Origin of the sequence: Pseudomonas sp. P5_152 (assembly GCF_033989915.1) — a bacterium.
In the GTDB taxonomy this organism is placed as follows: domain Bacteria; phylum Pseudomonadota; class Gammaproteobacteria; order Pseudomonadales; family Pseudomonadaceae; genus Aquipseudomonas.
On record NZ_JASFAH010000002.1, the window covers coordinates 380,123 to 402,279 of the forward strand.

The 22,157-nt window shown below is 64.3% G+C and carries 19 protein-coding genes; 10 read left to right on the plus strand and 9 right to left on the minus strand.

Annotation, left to right across the window (positions count from 1 at the left end; all coding sequences use genetic code 11):
• Positions 1-567: 567 nt before the first annotated feature.
• The 4 genes from QMK50_RS01530 to QMK50_RS01545 form a co-directional block, all read right to left on the minus strand.
• On the minus strand, positions 568-1,146 hold the full coding sequence (locus QMK50_RS01530) for a hypothetical protein (protein ID WP_320332310.1): 579 nt from the start codon (positions 1,144-1,146) through the stop codon (positions 568-570).
• Position 1,147: 1 nt separating this feature from the next.
• Positions 1,148-3,316: a xanthine dehydrogenase family protein molybdopterin-binding subunit gene (locus tag QMK50_RS01535; RefSeq protein WP_320332311.1), complete on the minus strand. Its 2,169-nt coding sequence runs from the start codon at positions 3,314-3,316 to the stop codon at positions 1,148-1,150.
• 2 nt (positions 3,317-3,318) lie between these two features.
• Complete coding sequence (locus QMK50_RS01540; RefSeq protein ID WP_095168710.1) at positions 3,319-3,780, minus strand: (2Fe-2S)-binding protein; 462 nt, start codon at positions 3,778-3,780, stop codon at positions 3,319-3,321.
• 159 nt (positions 3,781-3,939) lie between these two features.
• On the minus strand, positions 3,940-5,094 hold the full coding sequence (locus QMK50_RS01545; RefSeq protein WP_320332312.1) for an NnrS family protein: 1,155 nt from the start codon (positions 5,092-5,094) through the stop codon (positions 3,940-3,942).
• 358 nt (positions 5,095-5,452) lie between these two features.
• Here QMK50_RS01545 and QMK50_RS01550 point away from each other — a divergent pair, with 358 nt between their 5' ends.
• The 4 genes from QMK50_RS01550 (at position 5,453) to QMK50_RS01565 (ending at position 10,546) form a co-directional block, all read left to right on the plus strand.
• Complete coding sequence (locus QMK50_RS01550; RefSeq protein WP_095168708.1) at positions 5,453-5,977, plus strand: sigma-70 family RNA polymerase sigma factor; 525 nt, start codon at positions 5,453-5,455, stop codon at positions 5,975-5,977.
• Between the two features lie 6 nt (positions 5,978-5,983).
• Positions 5,984-6,970, plus strand: coding sequence for a FecR domain-containing protein (locus tag QMK50_RS01555; RefSeq protein ID WP_320332313.1), 987 nt, complete (start codon positions 5,984-5,986; stop codon positions 6,968-6,970).
• 112 nt (positions 6,971-7,082) lie between these two features.
• A complete protein-coding gene (locus tag QMK50_RS01560) occupies positions 7,083-9,563 on the plus strand; it encodes a TonB-dependent siderophore receptor (protein WP_320332314.1) in 2,481 nt (826 codons plus the stop codon).
• 149 nt (positions 9,564-9,712) lie between these two features.
• Positions 9,713-10,546: an AraC family transcriptional regulator gene (locus QMK50_RS01565; protein WP_320332315.1), complete on the plus strand. Its 834-nt coding sequence runs from the start codon at positions 9,713-9,715 to the stop codon at positions 10,544-10,546.
• 3 nt (positions 10,547-10,549) lie between these two features.
• Here QMK50_RS01565 and QMK50_RS01570 read toward each other — a convergent pair whose 3' ends face one another.
• Positions 10,550-11,137: a LysE family translocator gene (locus QMK50_RS01570; protein WP_095168705.1), complete on the minus strand. Its 588-nt coding sequence runs from the start codon at positions 11,135-11,137 to the stop codon at positions 10,550-10,552.
• A 192-nt stretch (positions 11,138-11,329) separates the two neighbouring features.
• On the opposite strand from QMK50_RS01570, the gene QMK50_RS01575 reads away from it, so the two are divergent.
• From QMK50_RS01575 to QMK50_RS01595, 5 genes are all read left to right on the plus strand, one after another.
• Positions 11,330-11,614, plus strand: coding sequence for a hypothetical protein (locus QMK50_RS01575; RefSeq protein ID WP_159996271.1), 285 nt, complete (start codon positions 11,330-11,332; stop codon positions 11,612-11,614).
• Positions 11,615-12,196: 582 nt separating this feature from the next.
• Positions 12,197-13,942, plus strand: a complete 1,746-nt coding sequence (locus QMK50_RS01580; protein WP_320332316.1) for a hydantoinase B/oxoprolinase family protein — start codon at positions 12,197-12,199, stop codon at positions 13,940-13,942.
• A 36-nt stretch (positions 13,943-13,978) separates the two neighbouring features.
• On the plus strand, positions 13,979-16,069 hold the full coding sequence (locus tag QMK50_RS01585) for a hydantoinase/oxoprolinase family protein (protein WP_320332317.1): 2,091 nt from the start codon (positions 13,979-13,981) through the stop codon (positions 16,067-16,069).
• Positions 16,070-16,166: 97 nt separating this feature from the next.
• Entirely contained in the window at positions 16,167-17,123 is a 957-nt protein-coding gene (locus QMK50_RS01590) for a helix-turn-helix domain-containing protein (protein WP_320332318.1), read from the plus strand.
• Positions 17,124-17,213: 90 nt separating this feature from the next.
• On the plus strand, positions 17,214-17,726 hold the full coding sequence (locus tag QMK50_RS01595) for a PaaI family thioesterase (protein ID WP_320332319.1): 513 nt from the start codon (positions 17,214-17,216) through the stop codon (positions 17,724-17,726).
• A gap of 43 nt (positions 17,727-17,769) precedes the next feature.
• Here the strand turns inward: QMK50_RS01595 and QMK50_RS01600 are convergent, their stop codons facing one another.
• The 4 genes from QMK50_RS01600 to QMK50_RS01615 all read right to left on the minus strand — a co-directional run bounded on the left by QMK50_RS01600 (position 17,770) and on the right by QMK50_RS01615 (position 21,044).
• Complete coding sequence (locus tag QMK50_RS01600; protein WP_095168694.1) at positions 17,770-18,099, minus strand: hypothetical protein; 330 nt, start codon at positions 18,097-18,099, stop codon at positions 17,770-17,772.
• Positions 18,100-18,175: 76 nt separating this feature from the next.
• The gene (locus tag QMK50_RS01605) at positions 18,176-19,030 is read right to left on the minus strand and encodes a phytanoyl-CoA dioxygenase family protein (RefSeq protein WP_320332320.1); all 855 of its coding nucleotides are present in this window, start codon (positions 19,028-19,030) and stop codon (positions 18,176-18,178) included.
• A gap of 10 nt (positions 19,031-19,040) precedes the next feature.
• Positions 19,041-19,820 carry an ABC transporter substrate-binding protein gene (locus QMK50_RS01610; protein WP_320332321.1) on the minus strand — a complete coding sequence of 260 codons (780 nt, stop codon included), beginning with the start codon at positions 19,818-19,820 and terminating at the stop codon, positions 19,041-19,043.
• A 48-nt stretch (positions 19,821-19,868) separates the two neighbouring features.
• A complete protein-coding gene (locus QMK50_RS01615; protein WP_095168691.1) occupies positions 19,869-21,044 on the minus strand; it encodes a M20 aminoacylase family protein in 1,176 nt (391 codons plus the stop codon).
• Positions 21,045-21,236: 192 nt separating this feature from the next.
• On the opposite strand from QMK50_RS01615, the gene QMK50_RS01620 reads away from it, so the two are divergent.
• Positions 21,237-22,151 (plus strand): LysR family transcriptional regulator, encoded by a 915-nt coding sequence (locus tag QMK50_RS01620; protein WP_095168690.1) that lies wholly within the window; start codon positions 21,237-21,239, stop codon positions 22,149-22,151.
• The last annotated feature ends 6 nt before the right edge of the window (positions 22,152-22,157 follow it).

Sequence of the window (22,157 nt, forward strand, 5' to 3'; positions counted from 1 at the left end):
CTTGTAGGAGTGAGCTTGCTCCGGGCGGCGTTCCGACGATAGCGGTGCGTCAGGCACCATCGATATTGAATATGCTGACCCCATCGCGGGCAAGCCCGCTCCCACAGTGTTTTTGCCTGCCCGCAGATCTCGCATGCACCCAACAAACCTGTGGGAGCGGGCTTGCCCGCGATGGCGGTGCGTCAGGCACCATCGATGTTGAATGCCCTGGCCCCATCGCGGGCAAGCCCGCTCCCACAGAGTTTTTGCCCGCCCGCAGATCTCGCATACACCCAACAAACCTGTGGGAGCGGGCTTGCTCCGGGCGGCGTTCCGACGATGGCGGTGGGTCAGGCACCATCGATGTTGAATGTGCTGACCCACATCGCGGGCAAGCCCGCTCCCACAGTATTTTTGCCTGCCCGCAGATCTCGCATGCACCCAACACATGGGTGGGAGCGGGCTTGCCCCGGGCGGCGTTCCGACGATGGCGGTGCGTCAGGCACCATCGATGTTGAAGGTACTGGCCCATCGCGGGCAAGCCCGCTCCCACAGTGTTTTTGCCCGCCCGCGGATCTCACCTGTCCCCTAACTCCCCGCCATCGGACACGGCCCACCCGCCTCGGCCCACACTTTGAACTGGCTGACAAACACGTCATGGGGCACCGGCACCGGCGCTCGGTTACCGCCGGGGTTCCAGCCCCAAAGCACCAGCTTGTCATCGCTGACATGCTTGATCAGCGCAGCAAAGTCGCGGTCGCCGTTGCTCGAACGGTCCTTGATCATCTGGCACAACTGATCGGCCGGCAGCCCGATCCAGGCCATTTTGTGCGCGGCCGGTGGCAGGCTCCAGTGAGGGGCACCGGGTGGCGCGTGGGGGCCATAGCTGGCCGGAGGATTGGACTCGGCATGACAAGTAGCACAGGGCAAGCCAGCAGACCCCTTGCCCTCCACCCCGCGCACCACATTCATCCCGTGGGTCAGCCCGGCATCGAACTGCAAAGGCGCATCCCCAGGGATATGGCAGTTCTGGCAGCGCGGGCTCTGGAACACCTTCTGCACCGTGCCAAATGCGCTCAGCGCCGGCGACTCTTCGGCGAACAGGTCCGAGGTGTAGCCGCCCACCCCGAGCAACAGCAACGTGGCCAAAAACAGATGGCGTCTCATCTCACACCCCCTCCAGTTGCAACGGCAACTCACGCAGGCGTTGCCCGGTCAGCGCGTACACCGCATTGGCCACCGCCGGCGCAGTGGGTGGCACGCCAGCCTCGCCAATACCACCCGGCTTCTCGTTGCTGGGCAGGATGTGCACCTGCACCTCGGGCATTTCGTTGAGTCGCAGCACCTGGTAGTCGTGGTAGTTGGACTGCACCACCTGGCCATCCTTGAAGGTCACCTTGCTGTGCAAGGTGAAACCCAGGCCGAAAGTGATGCAGGACTCCATCTGCGCGGCAATGCTCGCCGGGTTCACCGCAATCCCGCAATCGACGGCGCAGACCACCCGGTGCACGCGAATTTTCAGGTTGTCCTGGGACACTTCCGTGACTTGCGCGACATAACTGCCAAAGGACTCGTGCACCGCCACCCCCAAGGCATGCCCCGCTGGCAAGGGCGCCTGCCAGTTGGCTTTTTCCACGGCCAGGTTGAGCACCCCGAGGTGCCGTGGATGGTCCTTGAGCAAGGTCCGCCGGTAGTCCACCGGGTCCTTGCCCGCCGCCACGGCCAGTTCGTCGATCAAGGACTCCATGACAAAAGCGGTGTGGGTGTGCCCCACCGAACGCAGCCACAGCACGCTGATGCCGGTCTTGGGTGAGTGCAGGTCGACCCGGTGATTGGCCAGGCCGACCAGGTAGGGACTGTCCGCCACCCCTTCGACCGAAGTCTTGTCGATGCCGTCCTTGACCATGCTTGCCTCCAACATGGTCCCGGCCATGATCGACTGGCCCACCAGCACATGCTGCCAGGCCAATGGCAAGCCGTCCGGCCCCAGGCCGATCCGCGCGTGATGCAGGAAGGCCGAGCGGTAATAGCCGCCACGGATGTCATCTTCGCGCGACCACACGGTTTTCACCGGCGCTCCGGCGGCGTGGGCCACTTGCACCGCCTCACTGACAAAATCCGAGGTCGGGTTGGCCCGCCGGCCAAAACCGCCGCCAAGGAATTCGGTATGAATCACCACCTGCTCGGGCTTGAGCCCGGTGATCTTCGCCGCGACCATCTGGTCCAGGGTCTGGAACTGGGTGCCGGTCCAGATCTCGCATTGCTGGTTGGTAATGCGCACCGTGCAGTTGAGCGGCTCCATCGGCGCATGCGCCAGATACGGCACGCTGTACTCGACATCCACGGTCTTCGTCGCCTTGGCCAACGCCGCGCTGACATCCCCCGCCTGGCTGGCCGGGGTGCCCGCGGTGGTGGCCAGCTTGCGAAAGCCCTGCAGCAGGGCAACGCTGTCCAGGCCAGCATTGGGACCCAGGTCCCAGTCGATTTTCAGCGCATCGCGCCCTAGCTTGGCGGCCCAATAATGATCGGCCACCACCGCCACGCCCGTGGGCACCTGCAGCACCTTGTGCACTCCCGGCACCGCCAGCGCGGCCTGGGCGTCGAACGAGCGGACGCTGCCGCCCAGTACCGGTGGACGGGCGACCATGGCGGTGAGCAGGCCCTCGAACTGCACGTCCATGCCGAACTTGGCCTGGCCGGTGATTTTTTCCGGGGAGTCCAGGCGCTTGGTCGGCTTGCCGATCAGGGTCCAGTCCTTGGCTTGCTTGAGCTTGATCGACGCCGGATCCGGCACCGGCAGTTGCCCCGCCTCATTGGCCAGTTCGCCATAGCTGGCCCGCTGCTCGCCGGCGATTACCACTCCCGCCTCAGTGCGCACCTGGGATGGCGCAACGTTGAAGCGCTTGGCGCCAGCCTCGATCAACATCAGGCGCGCTGCGGCACCGGCCTGGCGATAGCGGTCGAACTCCATCCAGGTCGAAGTCGAGCCCCCGGTGATCTGCATGCCGCCAAAGGCTGGCAGGCCGTACAACGCCGCCGATGCCGGGCCGTGTTCGACGCGTATCTTGCTCCAATCCGCGTCCAGCTCCTCGGCGATCAGCATGGTCAGGCCGGTCCAGATGCCCTGGCCCATTTCCGAGTGCCCCAACAGTATGGTGACGCTGCTGTCCGGGGCGATCCGCAAAAACGCGTTGGGCGCAAAGCCAGGATCGGCGGCTGTGGCAGCGCGGGCAAAACGGTTGGCCCCGGGGATCACAAACCCCACCACCAGGCCGGCGCCCAGCACGGCGCTGCCTTTGAGAAAGGACCGGCGCGAGCTATCAATGAGTACGCTCATGCTCAGGCCTCCCCGATTTGCGCAGCACGCTTGATCGCCGCCCGAATACGCGGGTAGGTGCCACAGCGGCAGATGTTGCCCGACAGCGCCTGATCGATATCGCTGTCGGTCGGCGCGGGAATTTTCGCCAGCAAGGCCACTGCCGACATGATCTGCCCAGACTGGCAGTAACCGCATTGCACCACGTCGATCTCGGCCCAGGCCCTCTGCACCGGGTGCGAGCCGTCGCTGGACAAGCCTTCGATGGTGACAATCTTCTGTCCCTTGGCCACCGCCGCAGCCGGGGTGATACACGAGCGCAAGGGCGCACCGTCGACATGCACGGTGCAGGCCCCGCATTGCGCCATGCCGCAGCCGAATTTGGTCCCGGTCAAGTGCGCGACATCGCGCAACACCCACAACAGTGGCATGTCGCCGGGCACTTCCAGGGGTTGATCGATGCCATTGATATTGAACGTCAGCACGGCAATCTCCTCAGGGACGGTCAGGACTCACGGTGTCCTGGGTCAGCGTCGCTGTGGCATCGAGTGCCTACGCGCGCTGGTGGTTGTCCCTTGAGCTAAGCGCAATTCCCCCGGCAATTGGGCTGGCGCGACCACCGGTCAGGCACCGATCTAACCGTCCTACACCCTCGGCCCGCTTAAAATCCGCGTGTAACCCTGCAAAAACAGGGCGAACGCCAGGCACCAGCACAACGCTGAAATCCCCAGGCCATGGCTGTTGAACGGCACCAGCACCACCCGGGACAGACCGGCCAGCAACACCAGGGCGAACCCCAGCACCACCCCTTTGGGCGGCTGCAGCGGGCGCCCGGTATGCCCCAGGCTGACCCGGGCGATCATCGCCAGCACCAGGCCGCCGATGCCGCCGACCGCCAGCGCGTGGGTGGCCAGGCTCTGTTGCGCCAGCACCCCCAGTTGCCACAGCGCCATGGCCAGCGCGGCCACCAGCAGCCAGGCATAAGCCAGGTACAGCGACCAGAGCAGTGGTACGCGCCAGATGCCCCGGTCATGCCAACGCCACAGGCGCGCCAGGTGCAGTCCACCGATCAACAGGTACAGCGCCGCCAGCCAGGGCCGCGGCAGGTCGTTGCTGCCGATGCCGATCAGCACCGCCGCCAGCAGGCTGGTTACCAGCAGCACCCGGGTCGGCAGCGGGCTGGCCGGAGTACCTGGCGCGCGTTGCAGGCCGCGTTGAATAAAGAAGGGAATCACCCGCCCACCAATGACACTCATCAACCCCGCCACCAACCACAGTGCCGCCAACACCCCACGGCGCTGCCAGGCCAGGTCCTCGTGGGCCATGCCCCACAGCGTCAGCCACTGACAACCGGCCAACAAGCCGATCATCAACAGGATCGGGTAGTTCTCGGTTTTACCCGCCGCGATCAGGTCCCGTCCAAGCAACAGTGCCAGTAACGGCAGGAACGGCAGTTGCAGCACCAGCAAGGCACTCGCGTCGATCGGCAGCAGCCAGGCCAGGCGCGCCAGCAGCCATACCAGCACCAGGCCCAGCAGCGGCCAGCCGCACACCCCGCGGCGGCCGGTCCAGTTGGGGACCGCCGTCAGCAGGAACCCGGCAATGATCGCCGTGGCAAAACCAAAGGGCATTTCGTGCCGATGCCAGGCGACCATGCCGCCCAGGGGCTGGGCCGCGGGCAAGCGCCCGTACAACCACAGACTCCAGATCGCCAGCGCGACACAGGCAAACCCGGCGCCGGCAAGAAAAAACGGGCGAAAACCCAAGCTCCACAGGGGAACATCCTTGATTGAAGGCATGTCAGGCCACCCCGTCTATCAGCCATAGATTGTTGCCGAACATTGTTCGTCACTCCCTAATCCGTCAGTTGTAGCTGATAGCTATCAAGTCCCGTGCCAGCTTCAACCTCCGGCAAACCCTGGCCTTGACAGCTTGAGAGTCATATTGACTGCACACCATTCAGGTCATAACGACCACACCGCACGTCATAATGACTACTTGAACCGGCTGCCTGGACGAATTTACCGTCGGCCGCAGCAATCAAGTGCCTAAAAGCAAACCAATATCATTTGCACCCTGACACACCTTTTGTTTTAATCGCGACCAATTCCCATTTGCACCTCTGGTGCCATCACGCCGTATGGAAATGCGCTCTTTATGATGGTCGTCGAAACCTCACTCGTGCAGAACCTCTACACCAGCCACCATCGCTGGTTGTACGAGCTGCTGCGTCGTCGCCTGAGCAACGCCTTCGATGCCGCGGACCTGGCCCACGACACCTTCATCCGAGTGCTCAAGCGCCCGCAGGAGTTCCAGGGCGAAGTCCATGAGCGCTCCTACTTGGCGACCATCGCCCGTGGCCTGTGCATTGATCACTGGCGCCGCCGGCAACTGGAACAGGCCTGGCTGCAGGCACTGAGCGAACGCCCCCAGGCCGTGCAACCCTCTCCCGAGCAACGGGCGATCATCGTCGAAACCCTGCACGAAGTGGACGCCATGTTGCAGCGCCTGCCGCAGCGGGTCAGCGACGCGTTCATCCTCGCGCAACTGCACGGCATGCCCTACAAAGCCATCGGCCTGGAGATCGGCGTGTCCGAGCGCATGGTCAAGAAGTACCTGGCCCAGGCCCTGATGCACTGCGCCATTCTCGAGGCCGAACTCGACGGCCTGCTGATCGAGTAACCGCCCTTGCCCACCCCTGCCTTGAACAAACTCAGTCACGCCAGCCTGCAACAAGCGGCCCATTGGTACGTGCAACTCAACGACCAACAGGTCGGCGAGCAGGAGCGCCTGCGCTGGCAAGCCTGGCTGGCCCAGTGCGGCGAGCATCAGGATGCCTGGCGGTATGTGCAGCGGGTCGGCGAGCGCTTTGCGCCACTGCAGGGCGACACCGATACCCAAGCGGCGAGCAAGGTCTTGCGCGGTTCCGGACGCACCAGCGTCACGCGGCGCCAGACCCTCAAGTCGTTGTTGATCCTGACCTCGGGCAGCCTGCTGGGCTTCGGTGCCTGGCGCCAGACCTCGCTGCCCGCCACCCTGGAGCGCTGGACCGCCGACCTCTCCACCGGCACCGGTGAAATACGCGAAACCCGGCTCAGCGATGGCAGCCAGGTCTGGCTCAACGCCTTGAGCGCGCTGGATGTACGCTTCGACAGCCACCAGCGGCTGCTCAATCTACGACTCGGCGAAATCCTGATCGACACCGCCAAGGACGCCCTCAGGCCGTTGCGTGTGCACACCGACCAGGGCCTGCTACACGCCCTGGGTACGCGCTTCAGTGTGCGCCAGGGCCAGGATCGGACCTTGCTCAGCGTGTTCGAAGGTGCGGTCCAGGTGCGCCTGGCCAACGCCCAGGTGCAAGTAGTGCCCGCTGGCCGACAAATGGCCTTCAGCCAGGATCGCTTCGAGCCTCAACACCCGGTCTCCCCTGCACGCGAAGCCTGGCGCCGTGGCGTGCTGCTGGCTGACAACCTGCCCCTGGGCCAGTTGCTCGAAGAACTGAGCCGCTACCGCCACGGCCATCTGGCCTGCGACCCGGCCGTGGCGCAGATGCCGGTGATGGGCTCCTTCCCGCTCAAGGACACCGACCAGGCCCTGCGCCTGCTGGCCGCCGCGCTGCCAATCGCGGTGGAAAAGCCCATGCCGTGGTGGGTCAACGTCAACGCCAGAAGCTAAAGATCAATCAATTACGAATTATTTTGATTCGCGGTTCCCTTTTGCGTTTTTCGTTCGGATAACCCTGCACAAGTACTTCAATTGCCGATCGACTCGATCCAAAGGGACCCCCATGCCGCACCACGTCGCTGCCCGTTTTCGATTTGCCTTGCGCCCCCTGGCGCTGGCCCTGCCGGCCGCTCTGCTGAGCCTTGCCCCGGCAGTCGCCCATGCCGCTGAAACCGCCGCCAGCGAACAGTCCAGCAGCAAGCGCCAATACAGCATCGCCAGTGGCTCGCTGGTCGCGGCCCTGAACAGCTACGCCGAGCAAAGTGGGGTGTTCCTCGCCGGGCACAACGACCTGGCCAGCGGCAAGCGCAGCCCGGGCCTCAAAGGTAACTTCAGCGCAACCGAAGCCCTGCAGCGCTTGCTGCAAGGCAGTGGCCTGCAGGCCCAGGCCCTGGACAATGGCGGCTACATCCTGCAAGCAGCCCCCAAGGGTGACGGCACCCTGGAACTGGGCGCCACCACCATCTCCGGCCAGGGCCTGGGCGCCACCACCGAAGATACGCACTCCTACACCACCGGCTCGACCGCCACCGCCACCGGACTGCCGCTGTCGCTGCGCGAAACCCCGCAATCGGTGACCGTGATCACCCGCCAGCAAATGGACGACCGTGGCGCCCAGAGCGTCGGCGATGTGTTGCGCAATACCCCAGGCATCAGCCAACAGGCCTACGACAGCGACCGCATGGAGTTTTCCTCCCGCGGCTTTGCCATCACCAACTACCAGTACGATGGCATCAACCGTCCCTATGACGGCGTCTACGGTGAAGCGGCGACCAACGTCGACGCCGCCACCCTGGACCGCATCGAAGTGGTCAAGGGCGCAACCGGCCTGATGACCGGCTCCGGCGACCCCTCCGCCACCGTCAACCTGGTCCGCAAGAAGCCGACCAAGGAATTCAAGGCCTCGGTCAGCGGCACGGCCGGCTCCTGGGACGCCTACCGCACCGAGGGTGATATCTCCGGCCCGCTGAACGACAGCGGTAGCGTGCGCGGGCGCTTTGTCGGCGCCTATCAGGACAAGAACTCCTACCTGGACCACTACAGCCAGAAAAAGGACCTGTTCTACGGCATCCTCGAAGCCGACCTGACCCCCGACACCCTGCTGACCTTCGGCATCGACAAGTCCAGCGTGACCCCGCGTGGCACCTCGTGGACCGGTAACCCGACCTACTTCGCCGACGGCGGCCGCACCGACTTCCCACGGCACTTCAACCCAGGTGCCGACTGGAGCCGTCGCGACTTCGACGACATCACCTACTTCACCTCCCTGGAACAGGCCCTGACCAACGACTGGACGTTCAAGGTCAGCCTCGACCAGAAAACCACCGACCACGACACCCGCCTGGCCTCGGCCAGCGGCGGCAACCCGGACCGTGCTACCGGTGAAGGCATGTTCCTGTACTGGGGTCGCTGGGAAGGTCACCGCGTGCAGAACACCGCCGACGCCAACGTCTCGGGGCCGTTTACCCTGGGCGGGCGTGAACACGACCTGGTGGCCGGCGTGATGACCTCGCACTCGCGCCAGACCGGCTCGACCTTCGACACCAGTGCCTTCAGCCAGGTGCCGGGCAGCATTTATGACTGGGACGGCGACCTGCCGTACCAGGAGTTCCCGAAAAACGGCAAGTACGAGCGCACCCAAAGCCAGAACGGCATGTACCTGGCCACCCGCCTGCGTCCTACCGATGACCTGTCGTTCATCCTCGGCAGTCGCGTAAGTACCTTCAAGTACAACGAAGACTATTCCTACGCCCAAAGCGCGGGCCTTGACGACACCCACGCCAGCTACAAGGAACACGGGGTCGTCACCCCCTACGCCGGGGTCGTGTATGACCTCAACGATACTTACTCGGTCTACGCCAGCTACACCTCGATCTACCAACCGCAGACCTACAAGGACATCGACGGCAAGACCCTGGCACCGGTCGAAGGCGACAGCTACGAAACCGGGATCAAGGCCGCCTACCTGGACGGCACGCTGAACGCCAGCCTGGCCCTGTTCCGCATCGAACAGGACAACGTCGCCGAGTCGATCGGCACCAACCCGGTCACCAACGAAGGCATCTACAAGGCCATCGACGGCGCGACCACCCAGGGCATCGAGCTGGAGCTGGCCGGTGAGTTGCAAGAAGGCTGGAACCTGATGGCCGGCTACACCTACGCCCGTACCCGTGACCAGGATGAGCAACGGATCTTTGGTTATCCGCTGACCACCTCCAAGCCGGAGCACGTGTTCCGCACGTTCACCTCCTACCGTCTGCCGGGCGCACTGGACAAGGTCACCGTCGGCGGCGGCGTCAGCTGGCAGAGCTCGTTCTACGGCAACATCTACAGCTCAAGCGTGGGTGACTACACCCGGATCAAGCAAGGCGGCTACTCCCTGGTCGACCTGATGACCCGCTACCAGTTCAACGAGCACCTGAGCTTCACCGCCAATGCCAACAACGTCTTCGACAAGAAGTACCTGTCAGGCCTGGGCAACTTCGACACCACCTACTACGGCGAGCCACGCAACCTGATGCTCACCACCAAGTGGGACTTCTAAGCCCGTGACACCCGCACGCTGCCCGCTCCCCGGGCAGCGTGCGGTTTCCCCCGCCTGACTACCGACAATCGTCATCCCCCCACAACCACGAGCCTTTGCCGTTGCGAGCCATTACACTGGCCCACCGGACTATCAAAGGACGTTGACCGATGAAGCACGCCATCACCAAAGATGCCGACAAAGCCCCGCGCTTCTGGCGTGATGCGGCCCTGCCCTTCATCGAAGCCCGCGCCATCGCCGATGGCCGCGAAGTCTGCTACGCCCGCCATTCCCACGAACACTTTTCGATCGGTGCAATCACTGCCGGACGCAGCACCTACGTGCATGAACAGGGGTCCTGGCAAGTGGCGACCGGCACCGTGGTCCTGATGAACCCTGGCGACGTGCACGCCTGCAACCCCATCGACGATCAACCCTGGTCGTACCTCATGTTGTATGTCGACACGCCCTGGCTGACTGACCTGCAGCATCAGTTGGGCTTTGCTGCCGAGCTGGATTTTCGCCGGTTCGCCTGCGCCCATACCGCCGACCACGCGCTGTTCGATGGCCTTACCCAGCTGTATGAACTGTTGCTCGATGCCCAGGCCTCCACCCTGCAGAAGCACAGCGCCACGGTGGCGTTTTTCACCGAGGTGCAGATCCGTCTCAACCCGGCCCAGGTCATGCTCGATGAGCCCAACAGCAAGCTCGAACGGGCCGCCGAATACATCCGCGAACACTGCACCCAGGCGCTCAAGCTCGATGACATCTGCGCGGCCGCCGAGCTTTCGGCCTCGTACCTGATCCGCGCGTTCAAGCAGCAGTACGGCATGACGCCCCATGCGTACCTGGTCAACCGCCGCATCCAGTTCGCCCGCCAGCAATTGCGCCAGGGTAGGCTGATCGCCGACGTGGCGCTGGACGCCGGGTTTGCCGACCAGGCGCATTTCCAGCGGGCGTTCAAACAGCACCTGGCCGCGACACCCGGGCAGTATCGCGGCTGACCCTCAGGGCAACAGCAGGTAGCCGGCACTCACCGCCAACAGCAACGCCATCACCCGATTGAACAGGCGCAGGCCTCCAGCGTTGCTCAAGTACTGGCGCAGGAACGTCCCGGCATAGGCCCAACAGGCCACCGACAGATAGCACACCACCAGGTACACCGCGGCAAACTGCCAGACCAGTCGCGTATCGCCGTCCGCGACAAACGCCCCCATCCCCGCGACACAGGCCAGCCACGCCTTGGGGTTGAGCCATTGCATCAAGGCGCCGTAGAACAGGGTTGGCGCCTGTGCGGCAGCGGTTGTGCCCAGGCGTCCGTCATCGGTGGCAAGCTTGCAGGCCATGAACAACAGGAATGCCACCCCGGCCAGTTGCACCACCCGGGTTAACCCCGGCCAGAGTTTGAGCAGCTCATGCAGCCCCAACCCCATCAACACCAGCAACAGCACAAAGCCCAAAGTGGCACCCAGCACATGCCGCTGACTGGCACGAAAGCCATACTGCGCACCCGAACTCAAGGCCACGATATTCACCGGCCCCGGCGTGATAGACGCAGCCAGCGCAAACGCGGCCATGGACATAATCAGACTCATTGCACTTTTCTCCAGCAACTGGGGAACATCCCTGGGTGCAAGGTAAAAGCCCGACCAACGCCTGTATTGAAGAAAAACACCCAACTACTCGCCCACCGAGAAATTGGTTGCGGGTCCATAGGGAATAGAACCCCGGTAGCGGCGCGCTGTCACTAACTGTATGGGGATATGTCACACGAAGGAGGGCCACCCATGGTGACTCACTACAAGACCGCCGGGCACCTTGCCTGCGGTCATCACGGCAAGAACCTGGTTTCCACCACCGAGTTCGCCCGGGTCAAATGCCGCAGCTGCCGCAACACCGATGCATTCAAGGACGCCCGCAGAGAAGCGCGCAACGCCGCCCGCCGCGCCGCCCGCAAGGCCAAGGTGGCCCATGCCGCCCTCGACTGGCGCGCCGCCTGGCTGCAACGCCTGAGCGACCTGCCCGGCCGCCAACGCCTGCCACGGGGATTCAGCGGCCAGCCGTTCGTTTAACGCGCGGCGTCATCGTTGACGAGCATCGCGAGCAGGCTCGCTCCTACGGTGATTCTGGGTGCCCGCAGATCCCGCATACACCCACAAAGCCCGCTCCTACAGTGATTTCAACTGCCCGCAGATTGCGCATACACCCACAAAACCTGTGGGAGCGGGCTTGCCCGCGATGGCGGTGTGTCAGGCGCCATATAGGTTGGCCGTACCGGCCTGATCGCGGGCAAGCCCGCTCCTACAGTGATTTCGGCTGCACGCAGATCCCGCATACACCCACAAAACCTGTGGGAGCGGGCTTGCCCGCGATGGCGGTGTGTCAGGCGCCATATAGGTTGGCTGTACCGGCCTGATCGCGAGCAAGCTCGCTCCTACAGTGATTTCGGCTGCTCGCAGATTGCGCATACACCCACAAAGCCTGCTCGCGATGGCGGAGTGTCAGGCGCCACCGTTGTTGCCAGTACCCTCCCCGTCAAATCCCAGTGCACTGGCTGACAAGCCAGCCACCCGCGCGTCGGCGTAGCTTGGTGGCGTGGGCGAACGACGCGATATGCGCTCCAACCTTAATAACAACAAGACCCCTGGTGACCCATGAGTACAGTAGATCCGATCACCCTGGCGGTGGTGCGCGGCGCGCTCGAGACTGCGCAGCGGGAAATGACCCTGACCCTGGAAAAAACCGGTCGCTCGAGCGTGTTCAACCTCGCTCACGACTATTCCAATGCCCTGTTCGATCATCTTCCGGAAATGATCCTGCAAGGCCAGGATATCCCCATCCACCTCGGCTCCCTCATCCCGGCCATGAAATGCGTCGCCGGCTTCTTCGGCGACGACATCCTCGAAGGCGATGTGATTTACCACAACGACCCGGCCTACAAAGGCAGCCACATCCTCGACTGCTGCATGTACAAACCGGTGTTCTACCAAGGCGAACTGGTGTTCTGGGCCGTCTGCAAAGGCCACCTGACCGACATCGGTGGCCCTGTGCCCGCCGGCTATAACCCCGACGCCAAGGAGATCTACGCCGAAGGCCTGCGCATACCGCCGGTCAAGCTCTGGTCCCAGGGCAAGCGCCGCGAGGACGTGATCAACCTGCTGCTGACCAACATGCGCGCCCGGGCCTATCAGGAAGGTGACCTCAACGCCCAATACGGCGCCTGCACCGTCGGCGAGCGGCACCTGCTGCAACTGCTCGAGCGCTATGGCGTGGAGCAGGTGCGGGCCTGTATCGCCGAACTCAAGGACATGGCCGACCGGCACATGCGCGCGCTGCTGCGTGAAGTCCCCGACGGTTTCTACAGCGGCACCGCGGTACTGGAAGACTCCGGCCACGGCCTGGGCGAACTGGCGATCACCGCGCGGGTGGAGATTCGCGGCGACGAGGCCCACGTGCTGATCGAAAGCCCGCCGCAGGTGCCGTACTTCATCAACTCCTATGCCGGCAACTCGGTGTCGGGGGTGTACCTGGGGCTGATGATGTTTGCCCAGGTACCGCCGCCCTACAACGAAGGCCTGTACCGCTGCGTGTCGGTCGACCTCGGGCCACCCGGCACCCTGTGCAACGCCTCCGAACCGGCGCCCCACGTCAACAGCACCACCACGCCGATGGAAACCCTCGCCGACGCGGTACGCCAGGCCCTGGAACAAGCCGCGCCAGAGCGGGTCACCGCGTCCTGGGGCCACGCCAGCGGGATCAACATTGCCGGCCATGACCCACGCAATGGCAACGCCGAATACGTGACCATGGTCCTCGCCTCGATCATCTCCGGCGCGGGTGCCAACCAGGCCATGGACGGTTGGCCGGCGTGCGGGCCGCTGTGCTGCTTCGGCGCGCTGATGTCCGGTGACATCGAGTTGCTCGAGTACTCCTACCCGATCCTGATCCACCGCTACAGCATGATGACCGACAGCGGTGGCGCCGGTGAATTTCGTGGTGGCTCAGGCACCCGTATCGAAATCGAACCGCTGGACCACGCGATGACGGTGGTCGGCTTCGGTGAAGGCCGGCAACTGCCCACGGCGGGTGCGGCGGGTGCCAGCAACGTCCTGCTGGAACCGAAACTGGGGCGGCTGATCCACCGCAAGGTCGATGAAGCAGAAGACCACTTCACCTACAACGCACAACTGACGGCCCAGCCCGGCGAACGGGTGATCAACATCAACCCCGGCGGTGGCGGCTACGGCAACCCGTTGCGCCGACCTGTGAGCAGTGTGCTCGAGGACGTGCGCAACGGCCTGGTGTCGCTTGAAGGCGCGCGCCGCGAGTACGGCGTGGCCATCGACGGCAACGGCCAGGTCGACGACGCCGCGACCCATGCCCTGCGCACCGCGCACTGATCACGCCAGCCCCTTGAGCCATCTGGAATCCGACACATGAGCCAACCACAATATCGCCTGGGCATCGACGCCGGCGGCACTTTCACCGACTTCATCCTCGCCGATCGCCAGGGCAACGTGCAGTTGTTCAAAGCGCCCTCCACGCCCCAGGACGGCACGCTGGCAATCCGTAACGGCCTGGCGCAGATCGCCGATGCCATCGGCCGCACCCCGGCCCAGATCATTGCCGACTGCGACCTGTGCATCAACGGCACCACCGTGGCCCTCAACGCCCTGATCGAAAAGACCGGGGTCAAGGTCGGCCTGCTGTGCACCGAAGGGCATGAGGACAGCCTGGAAATCCGCCTCGGCCACAAGGAGGACGGGCACCGCTACGACGCCAGCTACCCGCCCGCCTACATGCTGGTGCCGCGCCACCTGCGCCGGCCGATCAGCGGCCGGATCATCAGCGATGGCCGCGAGCATACGCCGCTGGATGAGCAGGCAATCCACGCGGCCATCGAGTACTTTCGCCAAGAACAGGTCAAGGCGGTGGCAATCTCCTTCGTCTGGTCGGTGCGCAACCCCAGCCACGAACAACGTGCCGCCGAACTGGTACGCGCGGCGCTGCCGGACGTGTTCGTCTGCACCGGCAATGAAGTGTTCCCGCAGATCCGCGAATACACCCGCACCTCCACCACCGTGGTCAACGCCTACCTGAGCCCGGTGATGGGCCGCTACATCGAGCGCATCGACGCGCTGTTCGAGGAACTGGGAGCACGCCAGCCGACTCGCTACTTCCAGTCCAACGGTGGCCTGGCCCCCGGCCTCGTGATGCGCGAGCGCGCGGTCAACGCCATCAACTCCGGCCCTGCCTCCGCGCCCCAGGCCGGCCTGTGCGTGGCCCAACCGTTCGGCATCGACAACGTGATCACCGTCGACATGGGTGGCACCTCGTTCGACATCACCCTGAGCAAGGCCGGGCGTACCAACTTCAGCAAGGACACCGACTTCCTGCGCTACCGCATCGGCGTGCCGATGATCCAGGTCGAAACCCTCGGCGCCGGTGGCGGCTCGATTGCCTTCCTCGACGACTTCGGCATGCTCCAGGTCGGCCCACGCAGCGCCGGGGCCAATCCTGGGCCGGTGTGCTACGGCAAGGGCGGCGTCGAGCCAACGGTCACCGACGCCAACCTGGCCCTCGGTTACCTGGCCGATGGCGCATTGCTTGGCGGCAGCATTCGCTTGAACCGCCAGGCGGCGATCGAGGCGATCCGCAGCAAGATCGCCGAGCCCTTGGGCATCAGCGTGGAGCGGGCGGCCACTGGCATCATCACCCTGGTCAACCTGAACATGGTCAGCGGCATCCGCCGGGTCTCGGTGGAACGCGGCTACGATCCCCGGGATTTCGCCCTGATCGGCGCCGGAGGCGCAGCGGGCATGCACGTCATGCGCCTGGCCGAGGAGATCGGCAGCAACGTGGTGCTGATCCCCAAAGTTGCCTCGGGCCTGTGTGCCTACGGGCAGATTCTCTCGGACATCCGCTACGACCAGTTGACCACCCTGCCCATGCGCCTGGACGACGACCGGGTCGACCTGCCCCTGCTCAACCGGACGCTATGCGAGCTGCGCGAGCGGGGCATGGATAACCTGCGTGAAGACGGCTTCGGCGCCGGCAACAACGTCGAGTGCCAGTACCACCTGGAAATCCGCTACCTGGGCCAGATTCACGAATGCAGCGTCGAACTGTCCTGCGACCAACTCGACCCAAGCGCCCTGGCGACCTTGCGCGAGGCCTTCCACACCCGGCACAAGGCGCTGTTCTCCTACAGCGAACCGCAGAGCCCGATCGAACTGGTCAACCTTGAGTGCTCGGTGATCGCGCGCCTGCAACGCCCACCCATGCCCGAGTTGCCGCCAGCCACCAGCGACGCCCCGGCCCAGGCCAGCAGCCACCGCTCGATGCTGTTCGATGCCCAGGCGGCCTGGCAGCAGACCCCGGTGTACAACGGCGAGCACCTGCAGTCCGGGCAGACGGTCGAAGGTCCCTGCGTGATCGAGGAAGCGACCACCAACATCGTGGTACCGCCAGGCTGGCGCGCGACGCTCGCGCCGTCTGCCACCTACCGGCTGACGCGTGGCGGTTGACCCCCTGTAGACATTGGCAAATGATGGCCTCCCAGCGGCGCCGCCAGTCCTTGACCGGCGGCGCCGCCCTCAGAAAAACAACAACACGAGGGCAGCCATGGCACACACCGTCTCCACCCGCCACTGGTCCGACAGCGAACGCCAGCCCCGCTGGGCGCAAGCGATCGGCAGTGCCTACTTCCCGTTGTCGCTGGAATTTGCCGCCAGCGACCGTTTCAGCGGCAACCTGCAGATCTGGGAAACCGCCAGCACCCCCCTGACCCTGTCGCGCCTGCGCTCCAGTCAGCTCGGCTATTCGCGCAGCAAGGCCCAGGTCAGCGAAGACCAGCAAGCCTGCTACCTGGTGACCGTGCCCCGGCGCAGTGAAGTGCATTTCGAGCAGGACGGCCGCGCCCTGCATTGCCAGCCCGGCGGGTTCATTTTCGAGCGCGGTGACGCGCCCTATCGCTTTCACTACGCCAGCGACAACGACCTGTGGGTGTTCAAGCTGCCGGAGCAAGCGCTGCACGGCCAGCTGCGCGGCGCCGAACGCTATACACGCTTTTGTTTCGACGCCCGGCGAGCCCTGGGGCGGATCTTCGTCGATCAGTTGGCCATGTGCGCCGCACGCTTTGACGAGTGTGCTCCCAGCGCGCGCCACATGTTGCTGGAACAGGCCCTCTCGACCCTGCTGATGGCCCTGCGCGACGACGAGCGCGTGCTCAGCAGCGAGAGCTCGAACCTCGCCGCCCTGCACCTGCAACGCATCGAACGCTACGTTGAACAACAGCTGGGTAACCCCGACCTCAACCCGCAGCAGATCGCCGAGGCCTGCGGGGTGTCGGTGCGCTACCTGCATAAACTCTTCAGCAGCACCCCCTACAGCCTGGGCGAGTGGATTCGCCGGCGCCGGCTCGAGGCCGTGCACCGTGGCCTGCTCGATCCCAACTGCTACCTGTCGATCGGCGCCCTGGCGATGCGCTGGGGCTTCAGCGATCAGGCGCAGTTCACCCGCAGCTTCCGCCAGCATTTCGCTTGTACGGCCAGCGAAGTCCGCGCCAGCCGACTGACCTGACTCCCCGGGCAACTCCCACCCATGCCAGGCGGTTCTGCTTCAGGAGGAAATCCGCTAGGCTTGGTTTTTCTCTTCAGGATGGACCCAGGAATGCCCGTGCTCGACACCTCCCTGCAAGACACCGCCGCCCCCGAGGGCGTTTGTTATGGCTGCGGCAGCCGCAACCCCCATGGCTTGCACATCAAGAGCCGCTGGCATGAGGATGGTGTGCACGTGGTGGCCGAGCACCTGCCCGATGCCAAGTATTGCGGCTGGCCGGACCTGGTCTATGGCGGGCTGATTGCCATGCTGGTGGACTGCCATTCCAACTGGGCGGTGATGGCCTACCACTACCGCGCCGAACAGCGTGAACCCGGCAGCCTGCCGCGCATCAACTGCGTCACCGGCAACCTGGGCATCAAGTTCATCAAGCCCACCCCCATGGGCGTACCGTTGACCTTGCGCGCGCGGGTCGAAGATGAAGTCGGGCGCAAGAGCCGGGTGATCTGCGAGGTGTATGCCGGCGAGGTGCTCACCGCCGTCGGCGATTCGGTGTTCGTGCGGGTCGACACCGGACAACTGGCCGCTGCCGCCCACGGGCGCGAGACCGCTTCGGACACTTAAGGATGATGGGCGGACAGCGCCATGACGCTGCCCGCCCCTGGCGCTACTTGCGCGCCACCTTGTAGCGCAGGCAATCCTTGTAGAAGCTCTCGCGCACCGCCGCCGGCTTGAAGCGCGACGGGCTGTCGTAGGTCTGCTCGGTAATACCCAGGGCCATCATGCGCATCCACGACTTGTTGAACTTGTAGGTCTGGATCTTCTGCCGTGCGGCATACAGGGAAACCCCCGACAGCTTGAGCTCCTGGGCCCTGGCCGCAGTACCGGCGCCCCAACTGCAGACATACCGGTCGTTGGCCGGCAACTCCTTGGCCTGTGCAGACGCCACGACGCTGACCAGGGCAACCGGGATCAGCGCGCTGAGTAGATTTCGCATTAAATATTCCGTTTAACCGCCTGAAATTCCGGCGATTTTGACGACACATCGAATGCTCAGGGGCCAGCAAATTGCCTTATCGCTGCAGCTGGCGCTGCCAAAGGGGCGGAAACAGTTCGTGCTCCATCGGCACATCGGCGGCCAGTGCCTCGCGCAGCCCCGGAAAATCCGGGGACGTCGCCCAGGGTCGCGGGGCATGGCGCACGTCATCACCGATCACCCGCACCGAAAACGCCCGCCGCCGATTTTTTCCGCCCACCCCTGAAGACGCATGCAGGGTCAGCATGTTGAAGCACACCATATCCCCCGGCGCCAGCTCCCAGCCGAGGATCGGGAAGTCCTCGCGGTGATTCTCGATGTCGGGCAATTCGCCCAGGGTGCCCTCGGCAAACCATTTGGCCTGGCTGTCCATGAACGAGCGCGGCATCAGCCACGGGCCCTTGTGCGAGCCACCGATGAATTCCAGGGTCGCGGCCCTGGGCACCGGGTCGACGGGAATCCAGAAACTCACGGTGTCTGAACCGCTGATGTTGTAGTACGGCTGGTCCTGGTGCCAGGGGGTACGTTGGCGGGTGTTGGGCTCCTTGACCAGCAAGTGGTCATGGTGCAAGCGCACCTGCTGGCTGCCGAGCAAGGCTCCGGCGATCGGCCCCAGCGCCGAGTTGAAGATGAAGTCGCGGTAGTCGCGGTTTTCCTGCCAGTTGCAGAAGTCCTCGAAGAACCAGCCCGGGTCGCTGGCACTGCTGGCGACCTTGGCCCGTGGGCTGGGAGCGGCCAGGTTGGCCTCGATGCCCGCGGTCAACTGGCTGATTTGTTCTGGGGTAAAAGCGTTGCGGATGCACACGGCGCCCTGGGTCTGGTAGGCCTGCACCGCCTCTGCGCTGATGGGGCAGGTAAAGCCGGCATCGGCAAATCGGGTCATTTCGTTCATGACGTTGGCCTCACTCACCGTAAATGTCGAAGTTGAAGTACTTCTTGGCGATCTGCTCGTATTCGCCGGACTGGCGGATGCTGGCCAGGGCGGTGTTCAGTTGCTGCTTGAGCTCGGGTTCGTTCTTGCGGATGCCGATGGCCACGCCGTCGCCAATGATGCTTTTGTCGGTGATCGGCTCGCCGGCGAAGGCAAAGTCCTGGCCTTGGGGTTTTTGCAGCAGCCCGGCATCGGCCTGCACCGAAGCCTGGAAGGTGGCATCCAGGCGCCCGTTGATCAGGTCGGAAAACACCTGGTCCTGGGTCTGGTAGGTATGGATATTGACGCCCTGGTTGCCCCACTGCGCGCGGGCGAAGGCTTCATGCAAGGTGCCTTGCACCACCCCCACGGACTTGCCCTTGAGGGAGGCGGCGGTGGGCTGCAGCCCACTGTCTTTCCTGGCCACCAGCGACGACGGTGCGGTGTAGATCTTGTCGCTGAAGTCCACCTGCTGGCGGCGCGCGGCGGTAGCGCTGAAGGCCGACAGGATGGCGTCGAACTTGCGTGCCTTCAAGGCCGGGACCATGCCGTCGAAATTCTGCTCGACCCAGATGCACTTGACTTGCAATTCGGCACACAGGGCGTTGCCCAGGTCGATATCAAAACCGCTCAGCGAGCCATCCGGCTGCTTTTGTTCGAACGGAGGGTAACTCGGGTCGACGCCAAATTTGATCACCGGTTGGGCCTGGGCCAGCGGCGCGAACAGTACGCCGAGCAACAGGGCGCGGTAGCGAAGTTTCAAGAGTTGCATGTAGACCTCGTCTTTTATTGGTTTTCACGGTTGGGCAGGTCGTCATTCTCAAGGGTTGAGCGGTAAAAAGGCCTCGGTCAGCTTGACCCAGAAACCGGCACCCCGAAGCAGGATGTCGTCGTTGAAGTCGTAGCGCGGGTCGTGGGCCATGCAGCTTTTTTCCCCGTCGCCGTTGCCGATGATCAGGTAACAGCCAGGGACCTGCTGCAGGAAGTAGGCGAAATCCTCGCTGCCGTTGAAGGGCACTATGTCGTTCAGGACCTCGTCCTCCCCCAGCCAGTCGGTGGCCACCTGGCTGGCGAAGCGGGTCATCTGGGGATCATTGACCAGCAGCGGGTAGTCGGCACTGTAGTGGATATCGGCGGTCGCGCCGAATGCCTGGGCCTGGGCGTGGATCAGTTGCTTGATCTGGCTTTCGAGGCGGTCGCGGACGGTGTTGTTCAGCGCCCGCACCGAAATCAGCATCTGTGCGCTGTCGGGGATCACGTTGGAGGCCTTGCCGGCGTTGATCGAGCCGACGGTGATCACGCTCATGTCCTGGGGCGAGACATTGCGCGAGACGATGGTCTGCAAGGCCATGATGATGCTCGCGCAGACCACCACCGGGTCCACGGTCAGATGGGGCATCGCCCCGTGGCCACCCACGCCGTGGATGGTCACCGTGACCTGGTCGGCGGAGGCCATGAACGGTCCGGCGCGAAAACCCAATTTGCCCACCGGGTAGCCGGGCATGTTGTGCGCCGCGAACACCGCGTCACAGGGGAACTGTTCCAGCACGCCTTCCTGGATCATCCGCCGGGCACCCGCCAAGCCCTCCTCGGCCGGCTGGAAAATCAAATGCACGGTGCCATCGAACGGGTGGTCATGGGCCAGGGCATAGGCCGCCGCCAACAGCATCACTGTGTGCCCGTCGTGCCCACAGGCGTGCATCTTCCCCGGGATCCGGCTGGCATACGGCAGGCCGGTCTTCTCCAGGATCGGCAGCGCGTCCATGTCGGCGCGGATGCCGATCACCCGTTTGCTGGTGCCTTTTTTCAGGGTGCCGATCACCCCGGTCTCCGCCAGCCCGCGCGTCACCTGATATCCCCACTGGCGCAGGCGCTCGGCGACCAGGGCGCTGGTCTCGACTTCCTGGTAGCCGAGTTCGGGGTTGGCGTGGATCTGATGGCGCAGCGCGCGCATCTCCTGTTCGATTTCTTGCAACAACGGCAGGGACTGGGTCATGGTCAGCAATTTCCTTGTTGAACGTCAGGCCGGGATTGCGCACAGTGCCAAGACGTTTTCTGCCAGGTCCTGTTGCTCCCTGGCACAGGTACAGGGCTTGGGCGCTATGGGTCCGAGCTTAGAGGCAGGGAGCCGGCGCCGACAGGCAATCGAAAGTCAACAGGGCAACCCAGGGTTAACAGCGGTGACACCATGAAGTTCTATCAACTCAATGCACTGGTGGCCGTGGCCGACGCGGGCAGCATCCGTGGCGCCGCCAAGCGCCTGGACACCTCGCCGGCCGCGGTGACCAAGGCGATCCAGAAGCTGGAGGCCGACACCGCGACCCAGTTGCTGATCCGCAACACCTCGGGGATCGTGTTTACCGAACTGGGCAAGAAGCTGTTGATCCAGGCCCGCCTGCTGGTGGCGCAGATGCTCAACGCACGCCAGGTGCTGGCCGACAACAACGGCGAACTGGTGGGACGTTTGTCGGTGGCGGTGACCCCCTGGCTGGCAATGACGCTGATGCCCAAGGCGGTGGTGCGCTTTCGCCAGTTGTTCCCGCAGGTGCAACTTGAACTCTATGAGGGGCTGTCATCGGTGGCCTGCCCGCTGCTGCGCGATGCCAGTGTCGACCTGTTCATCGGGCGCCTGGACACGCGTTTCTCCAGCACCGACCTGACCTACCTGCCGCTGTTCACCGCCGACTGTGCGGTGGTGGCCCGCCGGGAACACCCGCTGGCGGACAGCCGGCGCATGGAGGACCTGGCGGCGGCCGACTGGATCATGGCGTCGCAGCAGGACGGCACGATCTCCACCCAGGGCCATGTGCACTTCGCCCATTCGCTGTCGATTATCCTCAGCCTGCTGCGCGAAACCGATATGCTCAGCGTCTTTCCCTGGCCGCTGGTGGAGCTCTGCGCACAACGCGAAGGCCTGTGCGCCCTGCCCTTGCGCGAGCCGGTGGGCAGCGCATCGGTCGGCGCCATCAGCCGCAGCGGACAACCCCTGCGGCCAGCGGCGGAGCGGTTCCTGGAATGCCTGATCGAAACCATCCACTTCGAGATGGGCCACGCCCACTCGCCGTATCGACGCATGTTGCAGACGGTGGATTTGCTGGTTTGAGGCGCG

Bases quoted from the DNA above. Each gene is read 5' to 3' on its own strand.
- QMK50_RS01600 (WP_095168694.1), bottom strand. From the start codon at position 18,099: ATGCGAAATCTACTCAGCGCGCTGATCCCGGTTGCCCTGGTCAGCGTC.
- QMK50_RS01605 (WP_320332320.1), bottom strand. From the start codon at position 19,030: ATGAACGAAATGACCCGATTTGCCGATGCCGGCTTTACCTGCCCCATC.
- QMK50_RS01620 (WP_095168690.1), top strand. From the start codon at position 21,237: ATGAAGTTCTATCAACTCAATGCACTGGTGGCCGTGGCCGACGCGGGC.
- QMK50_RS01610 (WP_320332321.1), bottom strand. From the start codon at position 19,820: ATGCAACTCTTGAAACTTCGCTACCGCGCCCTGTTGCTCGGCGTACTG.
- QMK50_RS01550 (WP_095168708.1), top strand. From the start codon at position 5,453: ATGATGGTCGTCGAAACCTCACTCGTGCAGAACCTCTACACCAGCCAC.
- QMK50_RS01615 (WP_095168691.1), bottom strand. From the start codon at position 21,044: ATGACCCAGTCCCTGCCGTTGTTGCAAGAAATCGAACAGGAGATGCGC.
- QMK50_RS01580 (WP_320332316.1), top strand. From the start codon at position 12,197: ATGAGTACAGTAGATCCGATCACCCTGGCGGTGGTGCGCGGCGCGCTC.
- QMK50_RS01530 (WP_320332310.1), bottom strand. From the start codon at position 1,146: ATGAGACGCCATCTGTTTTTGGCCACGTTGCTGTTGCTCGGGGTGGGC.
- QMK50_RS01575 (WP_159996271.1), top strand. From the start codon at position 11,330: ATGGTGACTCACTACAAGACCGCCGGGCACCTTGCCTGCGGTCATCAC.
- QMK50_RS01565 (WP_320332315.1), top strand. From the start codon at position 9,713: ATGAAGCACGCCATCACCAAAGATGCCGACAAAGCCCCGCGCTTCTGG.
- QMK50_RS01590 (WP_320332318.1), top strand. From the start codon at position 16,167: ATGGCACACACCGTCTCCACCCGCCACTGGTCCGACAGCGAACGCCAG.
- QMK50_RS01535 (WP_320332311.1), bottom strand. From the start codon at position 3,316: ATGAGCGTACTCATTGATAGCTCGCGCCGGTCCTTTCTCAAAGGCAGC.
- QMK50_RS01545 (WP_320332312.1), bottom strand. From the start codon at position 5,094: ATGCCTTCAATCAAGGATGTTCCCCTGTGGAGCTTGGGTTTTCGCCCG.
- QMK50_RS01585 (WP_320332317.1), top strand. From the start codon at position 13,979: ATGAGCCAACCACAATATCGCCTGGGCATCGACGCCGGCGGCACTTTC.
- QMK50_RS01570 (WP_095168705.1), bottom strand. From the start codon at position 11,137: ATGAGTCTGATTATGTCCATGGCCGCGTTTGCGCTGGCTGCGTCTATC.
- QMK50_RS01560 (WP_320332314.1), top strand. From the start codon at position 7,083: ATGCCGCACCACGTCGCTGCCCGTTTTCGATTTGCCTTGCGCCCCCTG.
- QMK50_RS01595 (WP_320332319.1), top strand. From the start codon at position 17,214: ATGCCCGTGCTCGACACCTCCCTGCAAGACACCGCCGCCCCCGAGGGC.